The following is an 18,794-nucleotide window of genomic DNA, read 5'->3' on the forward strand; positions in this document are numbered from 1 at the left end:
ATGGGCGTCTGGATCGACACCGACATGGGCTTCGACGACATCGCCGCCATTCTGGTGGTGGCACAGTCGGATTACGCGATCGACGGCGTGTCGCTGGTCTTCGGCAATGCGCCGTTGCCGCAGGTGAGAAGCAATGCCGCCGGCGCCGCCAGCGCCTTCGGCTGGAATTTCCCCATCCACACCGGTCGCGCCATGCCGGTTCTCGGCAAGCTCGAAACCGCCCAGGCGATCCTCGGCGCAACCGGCATCCCAACCATCGGCAAGAGCCTGCCGGAAGCATCAGCCCTTGCCGAGAGCGATGCCTTCGCAGCACTGTGCCGCTGGCTGGACGGCCAGGGCCAGCGCCGCATCCTGGCGCTTGGCCCGCTCACCAATATCGCCGCCGTGGCACTCGCCCGCCCCGATCTTGCCGCCCGTATCAGCGACCTCGTCTGGATGGGCGGCGGCGTCACGTCGGGCAATCACACGGCCTCTGCCGAGTTCAATGCGCTCGCCGATCCCGAGTCTCTGTCCATCGTCATCGCCCATGGCCTGCCGCTGCGCATGGTCGATCTCGACCTCTGCCGCAAGGTGCTGGCAAGGCCGGAGGATGCCGAGCCGGTGCGCAATGCCGGCGGCGCCAATGCCGAGCTGATCGCCGATCTGTTTGCAGGTTACATCCGCATCGGCACCAGCCGCGGCCGTCCCGGTATGGCGATCTACGATCCTTCTGCCGCGGTCGCCTTCGTCGCTCCCGATATCGTCGGCTTTCGCCCCGCGCGCATCGACGTCGAGCTTCAGGGCAGCCTGACCCGTGGCCGCACCGTCGTCGAGACCCGCGCCACGCATGCGACCTTCAACGCGCAATTCGCCGCCGAAATCGATGCCGAGAGGGCGCGCGGGATCATTCTCGCCGCCCTGGTCAACGAGGCCCGCAAATGAACGCCACCCCTCGCCAGGAACCCGCCGATCTCAACGATCCCGCCCTGCGCGCCCGCGCCGTTGCCGCCGCGCGCGGCGACGCCCCCTTCGATGTGCTGATTACCGGCGGCCGGCTGCTCGACGCGGTGACCGGCCTGATCCGGGAGGCCGATATCGGCCTCGTCGGCGCCTTGATCGCAAGCGTCCATGTCCCGGCAAGCCGCACTGATGCGGCCGAGATCATCGATGCGGCGGGCAGCATCGCAGCACCCGGCCTGATCGACACCCATATGCATGTCGAAAGTTCGATGGTGACGCCGGCCGAATATGCGAGCGCCGTGCTGCCGCGCGGCGTCACCACCATCGTCTGGGATCCGCATGAATTCGGCAACGTCCATGGTCTCGACGGCGTGCGTTGGGCGATCGAAGCGGCGCGCTCACTGCCGCTGCGCATGATCCTGCTCGCTCCCTCCTGCGTGCCATCGGCACCGGGGCTGGAACTTGCCGGCGCCGATTTCGATGCCGCCGTCATCGCCGAGATGTTGCGCGCCTCGGCCGTAGGCGGCGTCGCCGAGGTCATGAACATGCGCGGCGTCATCGACGGAGATCCGCGCATGAGCGCCATCGTCAATGCCGGCCTCGCCTCCGGCAAGCTCGTTTGCGGCCATGCCCGCGGCCTTGGGGGTGCAGATCTCAACGCCTTCATGGCAGCGGGCGTCACCTCCGACCACGAACTCACCTCCGGCGCCGACCTCGCCGCCAAGCTTTCAGCCGGCCTGACAATCGAGCTGCGCGGCTCCCACGACCATCTGCTTCAGGAATTCGTCGAGGTGCTGAACGGTCTCGGCCACCTGCCCGCGACCGTGACACTTTGCACCGACGACGTCTTTCCCGATGAACTCTGTCAAAGCGGCGGTCTCGACGATGTCGTCCGCCGCCTGGTGCGCTACGGCATGAAGCCGGAATGGGCGCTCCGGGCCGCGACCTTCAACGCCGCTCAGCGCCTGAAGCGCTCCGATCTCGGCCTTGTCGCCGCTGGCCGCCGCGCCGACATCGTGCTCTTCGAAGATCTTGAGGAATTCCGGGCGCGGCTGGTCATCTCGAGCGGCCGCATCGTCGCCCGCGACGGCGGCATGCAGGGTGGCATTAAGCAGCTCGATACGGCGCCGCTTGAAAATTCGGTGAAGCTCCCGCAATTCGTCGCGGATGATTTCCGCATCCCCTCGAAAGGCGAACGCGTCCGCGTCGCCACCATCGACCGCCCGCGTTTCACGCAATGGGGCGAGGCGGAGACGGAGGTCAGGAATGGGTTCGTCGTGCCGCCGACCGGCAGCGCCATGATCGCCGTCGCCCATCGCCACGGCAAGACCGACGGCATCCCGCGCATCGGTTTCCTCACCGGCTGGGGCGAATGGCGCGGCGCCTTCTGCACCACCGTCTCGCATGACAGCCACAACCTCACCGTCTTCGGCGGCAATGCCCGCGACATGGCGCTCGCCGCCAACGCCGTCATATCAGCCGGCGGCGGCATGGCGGTCGCCAGAGACGGCGCGATCGAGGCAATCCTGCCGCTGCCGCTCTCCGGCCTGGTGACCGACGCATCGCTGAAGGACACAGCTTCGGCCTTCGCCGGCATCCGCAAGGCCATGGAAAAAATCGTCGATTGGAAACCGCCCTATCGGGTCTTCAAGGCCTGCTTCGGCGCCACGCTTGCCTGCAATGCCGGCCCGCACCAGACCGACCGGGGGATTGCCGATGTGGTGACGGGCAAGGTGCTGGAAAGTCCCGTGTCGGAGGTTTTGTAAGTCTGGACGCACAGACCATCAAGTGAGGGATTGCCGTGCAGCCCCCTCATCCGCCCTACGGGCACCTTCTGCCCGAGGGGTAGAAGGGGAATCGAGACGTTGCTACAAGTCCCTTCTCCCCAGCGGGGAGAAGGTGCCCGCAGGGCGGATGAGGGGGCCGCAAACGTGGTGCTAACCCTTCAACTCCCGTTCCACCAACGCCACCCAATAAGCCGCCCCATACCCAAGCGCCTCGTCATTGAAATCATAAGCGGTGTTGTGATGCAGCGCCCCGTCCACTGCCGGCCCATTGCCGAGCCAGACGTAGCAGCCTGGCGCATTCTGCGCGAAGAAGGCAAAGTCGTCGCCTGCTGTCGACGGCGGAAAGCTCGTCCGTACCTTCCCGCCGAACACCGTGCCGGCGGCGGCAAGCGCTCGGGAGGTCGCATCCCCATCATTGACGACGGGCGGTATGCGTCGTTCGAAACGATAATCGGCCGATATGCCGTACATGGCGGCCGTTCCGCTGGCCAGCCGGCCGATCTGGCTCTCCAGCTGATCGCGCACATCGGGCGAATAGGCCCGTGCCGTTCCGCCGATCTCCACGATATCGGGAATGACATTCAAAGCCTTCGGGTCGCCCGCCTGCAGGAAACAGGCGCTGACGACGGCCGGCTGCAGCGGATCGACCACCCGCCCGACGATCGTCTGCAGCGATGACAGGAAGGTGGCGGCGGCGGTGATCGGATCGCGGCCGAGATGCGGCTTGGCGCCGTGCGTGCCGATGCCGCGAAAGGTGATGCGCCAGCTGTCGGAGGAAGCAAGCTGCGGTCCCTCGACCACGGCGATCTCATCGACCGATAGCCCCGGCATATTGTGCAGCCCGTAGACGGCGTCACAGGGGAAAAGCTTAAACAGCCCCTCCTCCACCATGCGCTTCGCGCCGCCGCGGCCCTCTTCGGCCGGCTGGAAGATGAAATGCACCGTGCCGGAAAAAGCCCGCGTCGCCGCAAGATATCGTGCGGCGCCAAGAAGCGTCGCCGTATGGCCGTCATGGCCGCAGGCATGCATCTTTCCCGATACAGTCGATTTATAAGCCCGCTCCGCCATTTCAGGCATGGCGAGCGCATCCATATCGGCCCTGAGCCCGATCCTGCGCGTGCCGTTGCCGACTTTGAGCGTGCCGACCACGCCGGTGCCGGCCAGCCCGCGATGCACCGTGATATCAGCCTCCTCGAGAAGCCTCGCGACGATGCCGGCAGTGCGCTCCTCCTCGAAGCCGAGTTCGGGATGGGCATGCAGATCGCGGCGCAAAGAGGTCAGGAACGGCAGATCGTCCTTGATCCGGGCGGGGATGGTCATGAGCCTGGATATCCTGTCAAGCGTAGCGGGCGCCCATCGGCGCCCGCGTCAGATCATCCTTTGTTGATCAAACAGCCCGCAAGTTCAACCATCAAGTCTCCTCGACGAACACCTCTTCGCGCTTCTTCTTGACGCTCGGCAGGAAGACCACGATGAGCACGGCGACCGCGATCGCCAGAAGCGTGGCGCTGATCGGCCGTGTGACGAAGGTAGTGGGATCGCCGCGCGACAGGATCATCGCACGCCGCAGGTTCTCTTCGAGCAGCGGCCCGAGCACGAAGCCGAGCAGGAGCGGCGCCGGCTCGCAGCGAAGCTTTGCCAGCACGTAGCCGATCAGCCCGAAGAAGGCGACGGCATAGAGGTCGTAGACATTGGCGTTGACGCTGTAGACCCCGATCGAGCAGAAGGCCATGATGATGGGGAAAAGCACATAATAGGGCACGGTCAGCAGTTTCACCCAGAGCCCGATCAGCGGCAGGTTGAGGATGACCAGCATCAAATTGCCGATCCACATCGAGGCGATGATGCCCCAAAACAGCGCCGGCTGCTCGGTGGCGACATTCGGTCCCGGCACGATCCCCTGAATGATCATGGCGCCGACCATCAGCGCCATGACGGGATTGGCCGGAATGCCGAGCGTCAAAAGCGGAATGAACGAGGTCTGCGCCCCGGCATTGTTGGCCGATTCCGGACCCGCCACGCCGGCGACGGCGCCCCTGCCAAACTCCTCCGGCGTCTTCGACAGGCGTTTCTCCACCGTATAGGAGGCAAAGGAGGCAAGGATCGCGCCGCCACCCGGCAGGATGCCGAGCGCCGAACCGATCGCCGTGCCGCGAATGATCGGCGCGATCATCTCCTTGAATTCCTGACGAGACGGCAACAGGCCGGACACCTTGGCCATCAGCACCGAGCGGGTCGACTCGCCTTCAAGATTGCGCAGGATTTCCGCCACGCCGAAGACCCCGACCGCGAGCGCCACGAAATTCAGTCCGTCGGCATATTCGCGGATGCCGAGCGTGAAGCGCGGCGTGCCGGTATAGATGTCGGTGCCGACGAGACCGAGCAGCAGCCCGAGCGCCACCATCGCCAGCGCCTTGACGACGGAGCCGTGCGCGAGCGCAATCGACGAAACAAGGCCGACGATCATCAGCGAGAAATATTCCGCCGAGCCGAATTCCAGCGCGATGGCGGTAAGCGGCGGCGCGAAAATCGCAACGAGGAAGGTCGAGACCGTGCCGGCAAAGAACGAACCGAGTGCGGCGATCGCAAGCGCTGCTCCCGCCCTGCCCTTGCGCGCCATCTGGTAACCGTCGATTGCGGTGACGGCGGAGGAGGATTCGCCCGGCATGTTGATGAGGATCGCCGTCGTCGAACCGCCGTACTGGGCGCCGTAATAAATGCCGGCCAGCATGATCAGCGAGGAGACCGGTTCGAGCTGGAAGGTGATCGGCAAAAGCATGGCGATCGTCGCCGTGGCGCCGATACCGGGCAGCACGCCGATCAGCGTGCCGAGCAGCACGCCGATCAGGCAGAAGAGCAGGTTATCCAGAGTGCCGGCTGTCGCAAAGCCGAGCGCGAGATTGCTGAAAAGATCCATCATCGTCTCCTAGAACCGGACCCAGGGGCCGAAGCGCTCGAACGGCAGGCCCAGCCCATAGCTGAAGACCCCCACCGAAAAGACCGTCAGCAGCAGCGAAAGAATGATCGCGAAGAACACGTTCATCTTTTGCGACGCGAAGCAGGCGATGAATGCGGTGAAGAACAGCGCCGGCGCAAATCCGAGCCCGCGCACCGTCAGCCCGAAGAAGACAGGCGCCGGCAGGATGAAGAACATGCCGCGCCAGGCAAAGAGACCGATCGGCTCGCCCTCGACGCGCAGCGCCTGAATGAAGATGATCGCGCCGAGAAGCACGAGCACGCCGGCTAGCACCAGCGGAAAATACCCGGGCCCCATGCGCACCGCCGTGCCAAGGTCGAGCCCCAGCGACTGGATGGCGAAGAAAGCGCCGGTCGCGACGAAAAGCCCGCCGCAGATCGCATTGGTGGTATCGAAACTGATGGATTTCATGGTGTCTCCTGGAGTTGGAGATGGTTCACGTGATGCGGTTGCTGCGGCGATTCCCCCTCATCCGCCTGCCGACACCTTCTCCCCGCATGCGGGGAGAAGGAGATCCGCCGCGGCCTCTCGCCTTTGCCGTCGCTATTCGGGGCTCCCCTCTCCCCGCATGCGGGGGTCCGAAGGACGGGTCGAGACCAGTGGCTCGACCCCGGTCGGGTTAGGGTGAGGGGCTATTCCTGGCGCATCCCTCACTAGTCCGCATATTCGCCGGCAGCCTCGATCACCGGCTTCCAGCGGGCGATCTCGCTTTCGAGCTTGGCCTTCAGCGCAGCCGGCGTAGCATCGGCGTCGGAGGAAGGCGTCGTGCCGAGCTCGGCGAAGCGGGCGCCGACATTCGGGTCCTTCAGTGCGACCTGCAGCGACTTCGACAGGCGTTCGTTGATGGCGGCCGGCGTGCCCTTCGGCGTGTAGAGGCCGTGCCAGATGCCGACTTCGAAGCCTGGCAGGCCGGCTTCGACTGCCGTCGGAATGTCCTTCATCACGTCGAGGCGCTTGGGCGAGGTCACGGCATAGGCCTTGATCGTGCCACCCTGGATCTGCTTGGTCGTGTTGGTCGTCTGGTCGCACATGATGTCGACCTGGCCGCCGAGCAAGTCGGTCATGGCAGGGCCGGTGCCCTTGTAGGGAACGGTGGTGAGCGGTGTCTGGATGGCGCTCATGAACATCATGCCGCAGAGATGCGAGGCCGCACCGATACCGGCATTGGCGACCGTCACCTTGTCCTTGTTGGCCTTGACGTAGTCGATCAGGCCCTTGAGGTCGGTCGGCTCGAAATCCTTGCGGGCGACGATCGTCATCGGCACCTCGGTGACGAGGCCGACATAATCGAAGGCGCCGAGCGTGTCATAGGCGAGCTTGCGATAAAGCGTGGCGCTGGTCGCCATGCCGATATGGTGCAGCAGGATCGTGTAGCCGTCGGGATCAGCACTCGCCACGCGGCCGGCGCCGAGCGTGCCGCCGGCGCCGCCGACATTTTCGACGACGATCTGCTGGCCGAGATCCTTCGACATGGATTCGGCGACGAGGCGCGCGACGGTGTCGGTCGGGCCGCCGGCCGCAAAGGGCACGACCATGGTGATGGTGCGTTCGGGATAGGTCTGCGCCGAAGCGGCGCCGGCGAGAAGAGAGACTGCGGCAGCCGCGGTCAGGCCGAGCATGGCCTTCAGAATTTTCATCGTTTCCTCCCTGATGAAACAAGCAAGCCCGCCGACACATCCTCCGTGCCGGGCATGGCCTATTTGCCGCCGGGAAAAACCGAGCCGCAATCATTGCAGCCACTTCCGAGAGATTATTTTGCGACAGTGCGATGCAGCATGGGTCGATTTGGAAACAAACGGCTGATGCGATGGGTGGATTTCCACCCATCGCGAACACGGGCAGCGGCCGGAATTAGCCTTCGGTGGTCAGCATCCGCTTGTCGAGCCCGTATTTCTGCATCTTTTCGTAGAGTGTCTTCCGGGAAATGCCGAGTGTCTCATAAACCGGCTTGAGGCTGCCGCCATGCGCCACCAGCGCGCTGGCAATGACGCCCCGTTCGAATTCGGCGACGCGCTCCGCAAGCCCGGTCGCCTCCTCGGACTGCGGCCCGCCATCATCGAGACCGAGAACCAGTCGGTCGGCGGCATTCCTGAGTTCGCGCACGTTGCCCGGCCAGTCGCGCTGGGCGATGTCGGAGATCACCTCGGGCGGCGCGGCCACCTCGTCGCGGCCGTAGCGGGCGGCCGCCTCCCGCACCAGCTGCAGAAAGAGCAGCGGAACATCCGGCCGGCGCTGCGACAGCGACGGCACATGCAGCGTCGCAACGTTCAGCCGATAGAAGAGATCGGCGCGGAAGCGCCCAGCCGCCACCTCCGCCTCCAGATCCACCTTGCTCGTGGCGATAAAGCGCACGTCGAGCGCCACCGTCTCATTCGATCCCAACCGCGAAATCACCCGCTCCTGCAGCACCCGCAGGAACTTCGCCTGCAGGTCGAAGGGCATGGAGCCGATTTCGTCGAGGAGGATGGTGCCGCCGCGCCCATGTTCGAATTTTCCGTAGCGCGGCCTCACCGCGCCGGGAAAGGCGCCCACCTCATGGCCGAAGAGCTCGCTTTCGATCAGGTTTGCCGGCAGCGCGGCGCAATTGATTGCGATGAACGGCCGGCTCGCCCGGGCGCTGATATCGTGAAGCGCCCGCGCCACCACTTCCTTGCCGGCCCCGGTCTCGCCGACAACGAGCGTATCGGCATCGCTCGCCCCGATCGCCCGGATGCGGTAGCGCAGATCCACCATCACCTGCGTGCGCCCTGGCAGCCGCGCTTCGAGATCGTCGCGCTTGCCGGCGACTGCCTTCAGCAGACGGTTTTCAAGCACGAGGCCGCGCCGCTCCATCGCCCGGCGGATGACGCCGGCCAGCATCTCCGGCGTGAACGGCTTCTCGATGAAATCATAGGCGCCCTCACGCATCGCCTTCACCGCCAGCTGAACGTCGCCGTGGCCGGTAACCAGAATGACCGGCACTTCCGGGTCGAGTTCGCGGATCTTCTGCATCAGCGTCATGCCGTCCATGCCGGGCATGCGGATGTCGCTGACGACGACGCCGGGAAAACTGTAGCCGATCAATTCCAGCACATGATCGCCGTTCGAAAAGGTCTCGACGCTGAAACCGGACAGCTCCAGCGCCTGCGCCGTCGAGCGGCGCAACTCCTCCTCGTCGTCGACCAGCAGGATCTTCGCATCGTTCATTCCGCCGCCTCCGGCATCAGCCCTGCCGCAGATTGCAGCTCGATACGGAACACCGCGCCCCCTTCCGGATGATTGGCCGCGGAAAGGCTGCCGCCGAAATCCTTGATGATATTGTAGGAGATCGACAGCCCGAGACCGAGCCCCTTGCCCACACCCTTGGTCGTGAAGAAGGGATCGAAGATACGCTCGGCAATCGCCGCCGGCACGCCCGGCCCATGGTCCCGCACTGTCAGCACCACCTTGCCCGCCTCCTCGAAAGCCGAAACCTCGATGCGCCTATCATCAAGCCCTTCCGCCGCGTCGGCCGCATTGGAAATCACATTCACCAGCACCTGCTGCAGACGCACCGAACCCGCACGCACCACCGGCGGCCGGGTTCCCAGATCAAGCCGGAGCTCGGCATCGGCCGCCTTCAGCCGCCAGGCGATGATCTCGAGCGTGTCATGCATCGCTTCATCGAGAGAAACAGAGCCGAGCTTCTCATTCGGTTTGCGGGCGAAGTTGCGCAGGTGCCGACTGATCGCGGCCATGCGGTCGATCAGTCCGCCGATCCGCCGGATATTGTCCCGCGCTTCCTCCATCCGGCCGCGATCGATGAGAACGGAGGCACTGTCCGTATAGGTCTTGGCGGCAGCAAGCGGCTGGTTGAACTCGTGCGAAAGCGCAGCCGACATCTGCCCGAGGCCGGCAAGCTTGCCCGCCTGGATGAGATCGGCCTGTGTCTGACGGAGCTGCTGCTCGGTCAGACGCCGTTCTGATATCTCCTCTTCGATCCGGCTGTTGACGCGGGCAAGATCGGCGGTGCGCTCTTCGACACGTCGCTCCAGCTCGTTGCGGGCCTCCGTTTGCAGCTGCATGCGCTCGGTAAGCCGCCCCCGTCGCTGGCGCAGAACCGCGACCGCGAGCCCGGCAATGCAGAGGATGAGAAAGACCGCCGCCAGCGCCGTGCGCGCCTGGGTGCGGATGGAACTCGTCTCCATCAGCACGTTCACCGTCCAGTCCTCGGCCGGCATGTAGTGCGACAGCACCAGATATTCGCTTGAGCCCCGCTCGCCGGCAAGGGTCATCAGTTCATGCGGCTCGAAGCGCTGGCGCGTCACCGGCAACTCCGTCAGCCTGGCATTGGCATAACGGCGCGATGCTTCCGTGCGTGCGATACGGTCGGCCGTCAGCGGCAGGATTGCGCCGTAAAGCCATTCCGGGCTGCCGGACATGAAGATGATGCCTTCAGGATCGGAGACGAAGATCTTGTATTCGCCACCGCCCCAGGAGGATTCGATCATGTCGATATCGACCTTGAAGACGATGACGCCGCGAATATCCGCGCCGGTCCTGATCGGCGCAGCGAAATAATAGCCGCGCTTCAGCGAGGTCGTGCCGAGCGCATAGAACCGCGCCTGCCGGCCTTCGATCGCATCCTGGAAATACGGCCGATAGCTGAAATTCTGTCCGACGAAGCTTCCCGGTCCGTCGTAATTGCTGGCCGCGATCGTCTCTCCATCCGGCTTGACCACATAAATATCGGAGGATTTCAGCAGCCCGTTGATCTCCTTGAGATAGAGATTGGCCGCGTCGCGCAAGGCTGTGTCGTCGGGCGCGCTCACCAGTTCCTTGATGTCGTCGTGGTCGGCGATCAGCGCCGGCAGCGCCTCGTAGCGGTTGAGGTGACCGCTGAGCGCCGAGACGGCAAGGCGCAGCGCCGTTCCCGCCTGCGCCGAGGCCTCCCCCATATAGGCGCGTGTCGCGATTGCGCTTCCATAGGTGAAGAAGGCGAAGATGATCAGCGGCACCACCAGCAACGCCGCTATCGCGTGATATCTCGAAGACAGGTCCGGCTCCTCCCCTTTCCGCCTCCACTCCCCAGCGAGGCATACCCGACAGTATCAAGTTTAATGACGCCGAAAGGGATTTCCAAGAGCCTGCCGAAACTTGACACCCGGCAGGCCGAATGTCCTATTGCGGCATCGCAAGGAGGCTCCGCTCATGAGCGACGACAACACCCCCGCCGACAGTAAGCTCACCAGCTCCAAGCGTCGCTGGGCGGCTGAGGGCAAGTTCCTGACCGGCCGCATCGCCCGCCCTGAAACCGAGCGCCTCCCGCCCGGCCAGCACCTCGTCAAGAACTGGCCGGTGCTCGATCTCGGCCAGCAGCCCGCCATCTCCATGGAAAGCTGGCGGCTCGATGTGGGCGGCCTCGTCGAAACGCCGCTCAGCCTCAGCTGGGCCGACTTCCAGGCGATCGAGCAGAGCACGAAGGTCAGCGATATCCACTGCGTCACCACCTGGTCGCGCTACGACAATAGATGGAAGGGTGTTTCGACCCGCGATCTGCTCGATCTCGCTATGCCGAAGCCGCAAGCCGGTTACGTCATGCTGACGAGTTATGACGGCTATACCACCAACCTGCCGCTTGCCGATTTCGCCGCCGAGGACGCAATCCTTGTGACATCCTGGGAAGGCCTGCCACTGACGCCGGACCACGGCGGCCCGATGCGCCTCGTCGTGCCGCATCTTTATTTTTGGAAAAGTGCCAAATGGCTGCGCCGCATCGAGCTGATACCGGATGACGAAGCCGGCTTTTGGGAAAAGAACGGCTACCACATGTATGGCGATCCGTGGCGCGAGCAGCGCTATTCCGACGATTGAGCCGTCGGCCGCAGACCGTGGCGAAGTGCAAACACCACAAGCGCGAACAGAGCGGCAAGCCCCGTCAGCGACGCCATGCTGGCTAGATGAAACGGCACCTTATTCCAGCGTGGTTTGACGACATCGGCGGTGTTGAAGGCCTCGCCGCTGAACCGGCAGGTGATGAGCGCTAGGCTGCGCCGCACCATGTCGGCATCGACCGCGGAAATGATTTCATCAGCCGCAACGGCCTCCCCCGGCATCTCGCGCATCGAGAGCAAGACCGCCTTGGCCGCCGCTAGATAGGCATGGGCGCATTCGTTGAATGGGCTCTCCTCGTCGCTCACGCTGCCCGGCATCCGGCCCCAGAGACAATAGGAATATTGGATTTCGGCATAGTTCAGAACGCGCCGGAAGGGCTCGTTCGTATCGACTGCACGGGACGCCAGGTCGATAATTCGGCCGCGATAGTCCGAAATCACCGCCATCTCTCCATGCGAGATTTCAGGTATATCGAGGCCGGCATGGCTGCCGCCGGCGTTGCGGCTATGAGCAAGGGCGTTTTCAGCAGGCAGGCAAAAGAAAGCGGCGGCAAAAGCCGTCGACAGGAGTGTTATGGTTCTGCAGCTTTTCATAGTGGCACGAAAACCTAAGGGCGCCGGCAAAACGGCGCCCCTCGATGCGTTCAGTAGAAGGCCCTCGCCGGCCGGCTCCGCTGCCCGTCCTTCACGGCAAGCCGCTTTTCCGCCAGCGCCCCGAAGGCAAGGCCAAGTGTTGCCCAGAGGACCGCATGCATGGCGAGCGTTGTCGTCCGGAAACGCCAGAGCACCATGGCCGAGAAGTTCTCCGGCACCTCGTTGATCGGCGGCAGTAAATAGAGCACGAGGCCGATGAAGACGAGATAGGCGACGCCAGCGATGATCGCGCTGTTCCAGGGGCCGAAACGCTCGGAAAGACGGCGCGACAGCGCCACCGCGGCAATCAGGGCAGCAAGCGAAACGACGATCATCAGGAAGAACAGCTCAGTCCTGACGCCGATCGTATCGGCATTGCCGACCGCCGGCGGGTTGGCCGGATATTTGATAGCGGGAACGAGAACGATCGCCACGAAGGCGGCAAGGGCAATGACCGCCGAGGTGCCGCGCGCCGAAAGATTGCTGACGCGGCCATGCACGAAAGCGAAGGCGAGCGCGAAAAGCCCGCCGACGGCAATGCTGTAGGCCATGACGCCGGTGAAAAGGCCAAGACCGGCCTGTGTGGCCCGGCTGACGATTTCAGGTTCGGCAGCTTCGCCGGCCGCCTGGGCGCTCGCCTCCTCGAAGGCGATTGCCGCATCGACCAGCGGCTCGCCGAAGATATGGGCGAAAGCAAAAACCAGAATGCCAGCGATCAGCCCCGCGAGCATGCCGCGAAGTAGAAGATTTCCGACCATGTCAGTATCCCCCTTAGTGGCAGGGAAAGCCGAGGAGGTGGCGGGCGTCATGCACGAATTCGTGCACATACATGCCGTTGAACAGCGCGGTCGCGCCTTCCTCGGTGCCGACGAAATAGATGGCGATGAGCATCAGCAGGCCGCCGAAGATCGCCCAGGGCAGGATTTCTCCTACGGGGATCGGTGCCGGTGCCGCGACGGGCGCGAAAGTGGTGTCAGACATGTATTCCTCCGGAATGACGCGTTCAGTCGAAAGAGTGCTTGTGCGGTAAGGTCTGACTTCCAGCGCGAAAAACCTTCGACACGCTGGTCACAGTGGCGCGACCGCGCCGGATTTCCACCGGCTTCCAAACCCGCAACAGCCCGGTTATATCTGCACGCCGAAGAGACTGTCAACGATACTTCACCTGCCGGCCAAGGGCTGCTCTACTGTATGAACACGCGCCTTACCTGGATCTGCCATGGTGCAACGGCGGCGAGCCGCAAAGCCATGTTTCCGATCGACGAACCGCTGGAAACCAAGGCAACGGAGGAAGCCGGCAGGATGACCGCCCTGCCCCGCGCCGATCGTATCGCCGTAAGCCCGGCTTTGCGTGCCCGCCAGACTGTCGACGCGCTCGGCCTTCAAGCTCGCATAGACCCTGCACTTGGCGATTGCGATCATGGCCGCTGGGCCGGCAAGTCGATCGCGGCGATCGAGGCCGAGGAGCCGGAGAACCTCATGGCCTGGATGACAAGTCCGGAAGCCGCCCCTCACGGAGGCGAGAGCCTTGTTGATCTTCGAACACGCGTCGCCAGCTGGATGGACAACGAATCCGCCCTCGGCGGCCATGTGATCGCCATCAGCCACGCCACGGTCATCCGAGCGGCGGTAGCCCATGTGCTCCAGGCACCGCCCTCCTCCTTCTGGCTCATCGATGTCGAGCCGCTCGCCGTCATTCGCATGACCAGCAACGGACGGCGCTGGTCTCTGCGTTTCCAGCATTAGCGATCCCTGATGCTTATCCAGCCTTACACAAGCAAATCGCGTCATCTCTATTGAACCCGGTTTCGCCGGGACTACTTCCTTGTCCCAAGGAGATGGAAGACATGACATATGACTGGAGTGGGGAGCGCACGCGTCGCCTGCGTTTAATGCGTGTCGCCACAATCACGGTTCTGGTCGGTCTCATCGTCAGCGTTCCGCTGTTGATGGTCACCGCCTGAAACACGAGAAAGGGCGAGCGATGCACCAGCACGCTCGCCTTCGTTTTTTCCGTTCCCCGCGTCACCAGAAGTGCGTCCGTCTCTCGACGGTGCAGCAAGAGGCTGCTGTCCCCAAAAATTCGCCTTCTGGTTTCAACGAACATTTCAGACTTTCATGATAGTTCGGCATAGGGTGGAGATGGAGAAGGCCATATGCCGGTGTTTTTCCAGAGCAGGGCCGGAAGGCAATGCGTATCGATCGTCGGGCTTGGGATAACTCTCTGGCTCCTCGGCGCGCTTTTGCAGCTTGACGACAGCCTTGTCTTCTTCATGACCGGTTTCGGCGAATATGGTGCCGACAAACTCGTTCTGGCTCTCGGCATCGCCGGCGCCATGAGCTTCATCTATTCGGTGCTGCGCATTGCCGACCTGCGCAAGGAAACGGAACTGCGCGCCGCCGCCCAGGCGAAGGCCGATTGGACCGCAACTCACGACCATCTGACCAAGCTGCCGAACCGCTACGCCTTCGAACGCAAGATCCTGTCACGGCCGATCAAGGACGACGAGGACCAGATCGAGGAGTGGGACCAGAACGTCACGCTTTTCTCCGTCGATCTCGACGGCTTCAAGAAAGTCAACGATCTCGTCGGCCACAAGGGCGGCGATATTCTGCTCATCGAGGTTGCCAGAAGGATCTGCGCGCTCGGCAATGCCGATTGCGTCTATCGCTTCGGCGGCGACGAATTCATCATTGTCGCCTTTGCCCTGACAGCGCAGCGCGAGGAGCGTTTTGCCAAATTGTTGATCCAGGCGGTCACCCGGCCGATCCATATCGATGGTTTTGCCGTCGAAGTCGGCGCCAGCGTCGGCTACGACCGCTGGGCCGAGGGAACCGAACCGCTGGAGGATGCCGCTCATCGGGCCGACCTCGCCATGTACGAGGCGAAATCACGCGGCCCCAACCATTATTTGGTTTTCGAACCGGCTATGCAGGACAAAGTTGCGGAACGCGCGGCGCTGGAAACCAGGCTGCGTGCCGCAATCTCCAACAAGGCGATCAAACCCTTTTTTCAGCCGCTGATCGACCTGAAGACCGGTCAGCTCTGCGGCTTCGAGGCGCTGGCGCGCTGGATCGGCGAGGACGGCGTCAACATCCCGCCGCCGGTCTTCATCGATATCGCCGAGGAAACCGGGATGATTACGGCCTTGTTCGAGGATCTTCTCGCCCAGGCCTGCAGCGATGCACTCACCTGGCCGGAGCATGTGATGCTGTCCTTCAACGTCTCGCCGGTACAGATGGAAGACAGGCTGCTGACGTCGCGCATTCTCAAGGTGCTTTCGGCAAGCCGGCTGCCGCCGCAGCGCCTGGAAGTGGAGATCACCGAAAACGCGTTGATCCAGGATCCGGCCATCGCCGCCGTCATCCTTGATGAACTGCACGCGGCCGGCATCCAGATCGCGCTCGACGATTTCGGCACGGGTTATTCGAGCCTGGCGCAGCTCGCCCGCTATCGTTTCGACAAGATCAAGATCGACAAAAGCTTCATCGCCACCTATCGCGGCGACGAACGTCAGGAAAAGATCGTCCGCGCCATGCTTGGCCTCGGCCGGAGCCTCAACATCAAGACCACCGCTGAGGGTGTCGAGGAGCACGGCCAGCTCGCCTTCCTGCTGCAGCTCGGCTGCGACATCGGCCAGGGCTATCTTTTCGGCAAGGCGATGCCCGCCGCCGAGGCGGGCATCTTCATCAGCGATCGCAATGCCAGTCTGGCCTCCACGGCCTGACGCTATGCCTTAAAAGACTTGGCGCAGGATCACGAAGAGCACGAAGGCAATCGCGATCGAGGCCGGCAGCGTCAGCACCCAGGCCATCAGCATGTTGCGCACGGTAGACCATTGCAGGCCGGAACCGTTCGCCGCCATGGTGCCGGCGACGCCTGACGACAGCACATGCGTGGTCGAGACCGGCAGGCCGAGGTGATCGGCCGAAGCGATGGTGACCATCGCCACGACTTCGGCTGCCGCGCCCTGACCGTAAGTCAGATGCGTCTTGCCGATCTTTTCGCCGACGGTGACGACGATGCGCTTCCAGCCCACCATCGTGCCGAGGCCAAGCGCGATCGCGACCGCCACCTTCACCCAGAGCGGGATGAACTTTGTCGCATTGTCGACGGCCTTGTGGTAGTTCGTGACCGCCGAAAGATCGCCAGCATCCATCGGCAGCAGCTTCTGCTTGTCGATCAGCTTCAGCGCCTCGCCGATCAGGTAGATGTCGTTGCGGACGTTGCCGACGAGATTGGTCGGCACCGCTTCGAGCGTTGGGAAGGCGGCGACTTCAGCGCTTGTCTGATGGATATATTGCTGCAAGGCCGGTGTCGTAGCATCCGTCCAGGTCTTGTTCTTGACGGCGTCGCTGACCTCGGCCTTGTAGTCGGTGACGGTGACACCCGGCTTCACATATTTGGCAAGTGCGGTTTCGACCTGGACCGATGCCGACTTGTAGGCTTCGAGATAGTTCACATCAGGCGTGTGGTTCAGCGCGAAGGCCGTCGGCACCAGGCCGATCAGGATGAGCATGATCAGACCCATGCCCTTCTGGCCGTCGTTGGAGCCGTGGGCGAAGCTGACGCCGGTGCAGGTGCAGATCAGGATCGCGCGGATCCAGAGCGGCGGCGGCTGGTTGCCCTTCGGTTCGGCATAGAGCGCCTTGTTGCGCACCAGAAGCTTCATCACCAGCAGCAGAACAGCGGAAAGACCGAAGCCGATCAGCGGCGAGATCAGCAGCGACAGGCCGATATTGGTCGCCTGCGACCAGTCGACGCCGCTCGTTGCCGTACCTGCTGGCGCCAGGAACTGGTTGGCGAGGCCGACGCCGATGATCGAACCCACAAGCGTATGCGAGCTCGACGACGGCAGGCCAAGATACCAGGTGCCGAGGTTCCAGACGATCGCGGCGATCAGCAGCGCGAAGACCATGGCAAGGCCGGAACCGGAGCCGACCTGCAGGATCAGTTCCACCGGCAGCAGCGCCAGAATGCCGAAAGCGACGGCGCCGCTCGAAGTCAGCACCCCGAGGAAGTTGAAGAAGCCCGACCAGATGACGGCGAATTCGGCCGGCATCGAACGGGTGTATATGACAGTGGCGACGGCATTGGCCGTATCGTGGAAACCGTTGACGAATTCGAAGCCGAGCGCGATCAGCAGCGCAAGGCCCAGGAGAATCCAGGGAACGGCAATTGCGGTTGTCAGGTCGCGTCCGAGTGCATAGGCGACATATCCAAGACCGCAGACCAGAACGAGCGCGAAGAGCGGCAAGAACCATTTGCCTGATGAATTCGAGCTGTGGAGCGGGTGGGAAGTGTCGCTATGAACCTGGCTGGGGGCAATATCGGCCATGGCATAGTTCCTTATTCCGTTTTGCAAATTTGCCTTTTGTTAATAATTCCGCAGCGTGAAGCTCTCATGACGCCTGTCTGGCCGGTAAACCACTGACATCGGACGATATTGCCCGTCGCGGCTTCCCGCCCGGCAGACACGCCGCGTCACAATCGCAGCCGAACAAGATGATGGGATGCACAGCGACAAAATACGTGACGCGCGAGCTCGAATGGCGAAAGCCGATCTCGTCGTTGAACTGCCTGCTGACCTCGCATGTCTGGCGCGAGGACCGTAACGGCTTCGATCGCATGCGTGGTGTCTGAAGGAGAAGGCGTCGTGTGTAAGCGCCCGAAACCTATGCACCCTCGAGCCGAACCTTCTCCTTCACGCGCCAGGCTCGCGGCGTTTCTCCCGTGTATTTGAGAAAGAAGCGTGAGAAATAGGCGGGGTCGGCAAAGCCGAGCCGGAAGGAGATCTCCTGAACGCTGCCGAGCGTAAAAACGAGCTGGCGTTTCGCCTCCTCGATGAGTTTGCCGGCGATCAGTTCGTGCGGCGTATTGCCGGTCATCGACCGGACGATACGGGTGAGATGCGTCGGCGAAACCCCAAGCTCGCCGGCGTAGAAGGAAGCGGGCTTGTGCGATCGGAAATGCTGTTGAAGAAGCTCGTTCAGCATCTCCATGCGCCGCTCATTCTCATTCGACGCAAGCTCGTAACTATCTCCCTCATGCGAAATCCTCGCCGTCAGTCGCAGCGCCAGGGCAACGTAAGCCCCCAGCGTTTCGTTGCGGCCGCTGCGGCGATTTTCGAACTCGTTGCCCAGCCGGCGCAACGTCTGGATGACATAGGCAGCCTCGGCATTATCGGGATCGAGCGGCGTCAGATGCGGCGTCGCCAGCCATTCGCCGAGCTGGCTTCGGTCGCCGAGCGGGTGGCTGAGATGCGATCTCAACAGCGTGATGACGAGGCCGTCGATGTCGCGCGAAAAGCGAAAGCCGTGGTTGAGCCCGGGCGGCACGGTGATGATTGCCGGCGGGCGGATGGTATGGCTCCTCTCGCCGAAAATTGCATCGCCTGAACCAGCTTCGATGTATAATATCTGAAAGAAGCTCTCGTGGCGGTGGAGGCGGATTTCCCATTGATGCAGACTGCTGCGGGAGCGAATTGTTTCGCAATGCAGCCAAAACTCCGGTGATCGTCCGATGTTTTCGCCGTAGAGCTCGTAGGTCGGTATGTGTCTGCTCATCGGCTTCCTCCCGCGCCAATGTTCGATTAGTGCAATTTT

Annotated in this window: 15 protein-coding genes, 2 pseudogenes and 1 riboswitch; of the genes and pseudogenes, 6 read left to right on the forward strand and 11 right to left on the reverse strand. The window is 63.1% G+C overall.

The genetic code is table 11. From position 1 onward, the window contains the following. Nucleotides 1-921: a nucleoside hydrolase gene (locus tag CO657_RS16245; RefSeq protein WP_054184857.1), complete on the forward strand. Its 921-nt coding sequence runs from the start codon at nt 1-3 to the stop codon at nt 919-921. Then, on the forward strand, nt 918-2,705 hold the full coding sequence (locus CO657_RS16250) for an adenine deaminase (protein ID WP_054184858.1): 1,788 nt from the start codon (nt 918-920) through the stop codon (nt 2,703-2,705). Before CO657_RS16245 ends, CO657_RS16250 begins: the two co-directional genes overlap by 4 nt. A gap of 171 nt (nt 2,706-2,876) precedes the next feature. On the opposite strand, the gene CO657_RS16255 is transcribed toward CO657_RS16250, so the two are convergent. The 6 genes and pseudogenes from CO657_RS16255 to CO657_RS16280 form a co-directional block, all read right to left on the reverse strand. After that, nucleotides 2,877-4,046 carry a M20 aminoacylase family protein gene (locus CO657_RS16255; RefSeq protein WP_054184859.1) on the reverse strand — a complete coding sequence of 390 codons (1,170 nt, stop codon included), beginning with the start codon at nt 4,044-4,046 and terminating at the stop codon, nt 2,877-2,879. A 91-nt stretch (nt 4,047-4,137) separates the two neighbouring features. Beyond that, entirely contained in the window at nt 4,138-5,643 is a 1,506-nt protein-coding gene (locus CO657_RS16260) for a tripartite tricarboxylate transporter permease (RefSeq protein WP_054184860.1), read from the reverse strand. A gap of 9 nt (nt 5,644-5,652) precedes the next feature. After that, nucleotides 5,653-6,114: a tripartite tricarboxylate transporter TctB family protein gene (locus CO657_RS16265; RefSeq protein ID WP_003590393.1), complete on the reverse strand. Its 462-nt coding sequence runs from the start codon at nt 6,112-6,114 to the stop codon at nt 5,653-5,655. A gap of 242 nt (nt 6,115-6,356) precedes the next feature. Continuing rightward, nucleotides 6,357-7,340, reverse strand: a complete 984-nt coding sequence (locus tag CO657_RS16270) for a tripartite tricarboxylate transporter substrate-binding protein (protein WP_054184861.1) — start codon at nt 7,338-7,340, stop codon at nt 6,357-6,359. A gap of 214 nt (nt 7,341-7,554) precedes the next feature. Then, nucleotides 7,555-8,889 (reverse strand): sigma-54-dependent transcriptional regulator, encoded by a 1,335-nt coding sequence (locus CO657_RS16275; protein WP_054184862.1) that lies wholly within the window; start codon nt 8,887-8,889, stop codon nt 7,555-7,557. Beyond that, nucleotides 8,886-10,761: pseudogene (locus tag CO657_RS16280) on the reverse strand (sensor histidine kinase). The gene CO657_RS16275 and the pseudogene CO657_RS16280 overlap by 4 nt, the downstream one beginning before the upstream one ends. 111 nt (nt 10,762-10,872) lie before the next feature. Between CO657_RS16280 and CO657_RS16285 the strand changes: the two are divergent. Continuing rightward, nucleotides 10,873-11,535, forward strand: a complete 663-nt coding sequence (locus tag CO657_RS16285; RefSeq protein ID WP_012558815.1) for a sulfite oxidase-like oxidoreductase — start codon at nt 10,873-10,875, stop codon at nt 11,533-11,535. Here the strand turns inward: CO657_RS16285 and CO657_RS16290 are convergent. From CO657_RS16290 to CO657_RS16300, 3 genes are read right to left on the reverse strand one after another with little or no spacing between them, the layout of a single operon-like run. Further along, entirely contained in the window at nt 11,520-12,149 is a 630-nt protein-coding gene (locus tag CO657_RS16290) for a hypothetical protein (protein ID WP_041671522.1), read from the reverse strand. The two genes, CO657_RS16285 and CO657_RS16290, sit on opposite strands and share 16 nt — an antisense overlap. Before the next feature lie 50 nt (nt 12,150-12,199). Further along, complete coding sequence (locus CO657_RS16295; RefSeq protein WP_054184864.1) at nt 12,200-12,946, reverse strand: CbtA family protein; 747 nt, start codon at nt 12,944-12,946, stop codon at nt 12,200-12,202. Nucleotides 12,947-12,959: 13 nt separating this feature from the next. Then, nucleotides 12,960-13,169 (reverse strand): CbtB domain-containing protein, encoded by a 210-nt coding sequence (locus tag CO657_RS16300; protein ID WP_003590379.1) that lies wholly within the window; start codon nt 13,167-13,169, stop codon nt 12,960-12,962. Between the two features lie 12 nt (nt 13,170-13,181). Then, a riboswitch (adenosylcobalamin (AdoCbl) riboswitch) is annotated at nt 13,182-13,324 on the reverse strand. A gap of 55 nt (nt 13,325-13,379) precedes the next feature. On the opposite strand from CO657_RS16300, the gene CO657_RS16305 reads away from it, so the two are divergent. Next, a complete protein-coding gene (locus CO657_RS16305) occupies nt 13,380-13,934 on the forward strand; it encodes a histidine phosphatase family protein (protein ID WP_054184865.1) in 555 nt (184 codons plus the stop codon). 410 nt (nt 13,935-14,344) lie between these two features. Continuing rightward, a complete protein-coding gene (locus CO657_RS16310; RefSeq protein ID WP_054184866.1) occupies nt 14,345-15,916 on the forward strand; it encodes a putative bifunctional diguanylate cyclase/phosphodiesterase in 1,572 nt (523 codons plus the stop codon). Between the two features lie 9 nt (nt 15,917-15,925). Here CO657_RS16310 and CO657_RS16315 read toward each other — a convergent pair whose 3' ends face one another. Further along, a complete protein-coding gene (locus tag CO657_RS16315; protein WP_054184867.1) occupies nt 15,926-17,527 on the reverse strand; it encodes an inorganic phosphate transporter in 1,602 nt (533 codons plus the stop codon). Between the two features lie 194 nt (nt 17,528-17,721). Between CO657_RS16315 and CO657_RS16320 the strand changes: the two are divergent. After that, nucleotides 17,722-17,811, forward strand: a pseudogene (locus CO657_RS16320) (hypothetical protein); the annotation flags it as partial. A gap of 53 nt (nt 17,812-17,864) precedes the next feature. On the opposite strand, the gene CO657_RS16325 reads toward CO657_RS16320, so the two are convergent. After that, a complete protein-coding gene (locus CO657_RS16325; protein ID WP_054184868.1) occupies nt 17,865-18,755 on the reverse strand; it encodes a helix-turn-helix domain-containing protein in 891 nt (296 codons plus the stop codon). Nucleotides 18,756-18,794: the final 39 nt, after the last annotated feature.

Origin of the sequence: Rhizobium acidisoli, from assembly GCF_002531755.2 — a bacterium.
In the GTDB taxonomy this organism is placed as follows: Bacteria; Pseudomonadota; Alphaproteobacteria; order Rhizobiales; family Rhizobiaceae; genus Rhizobium; species Rhizobium acidisoli.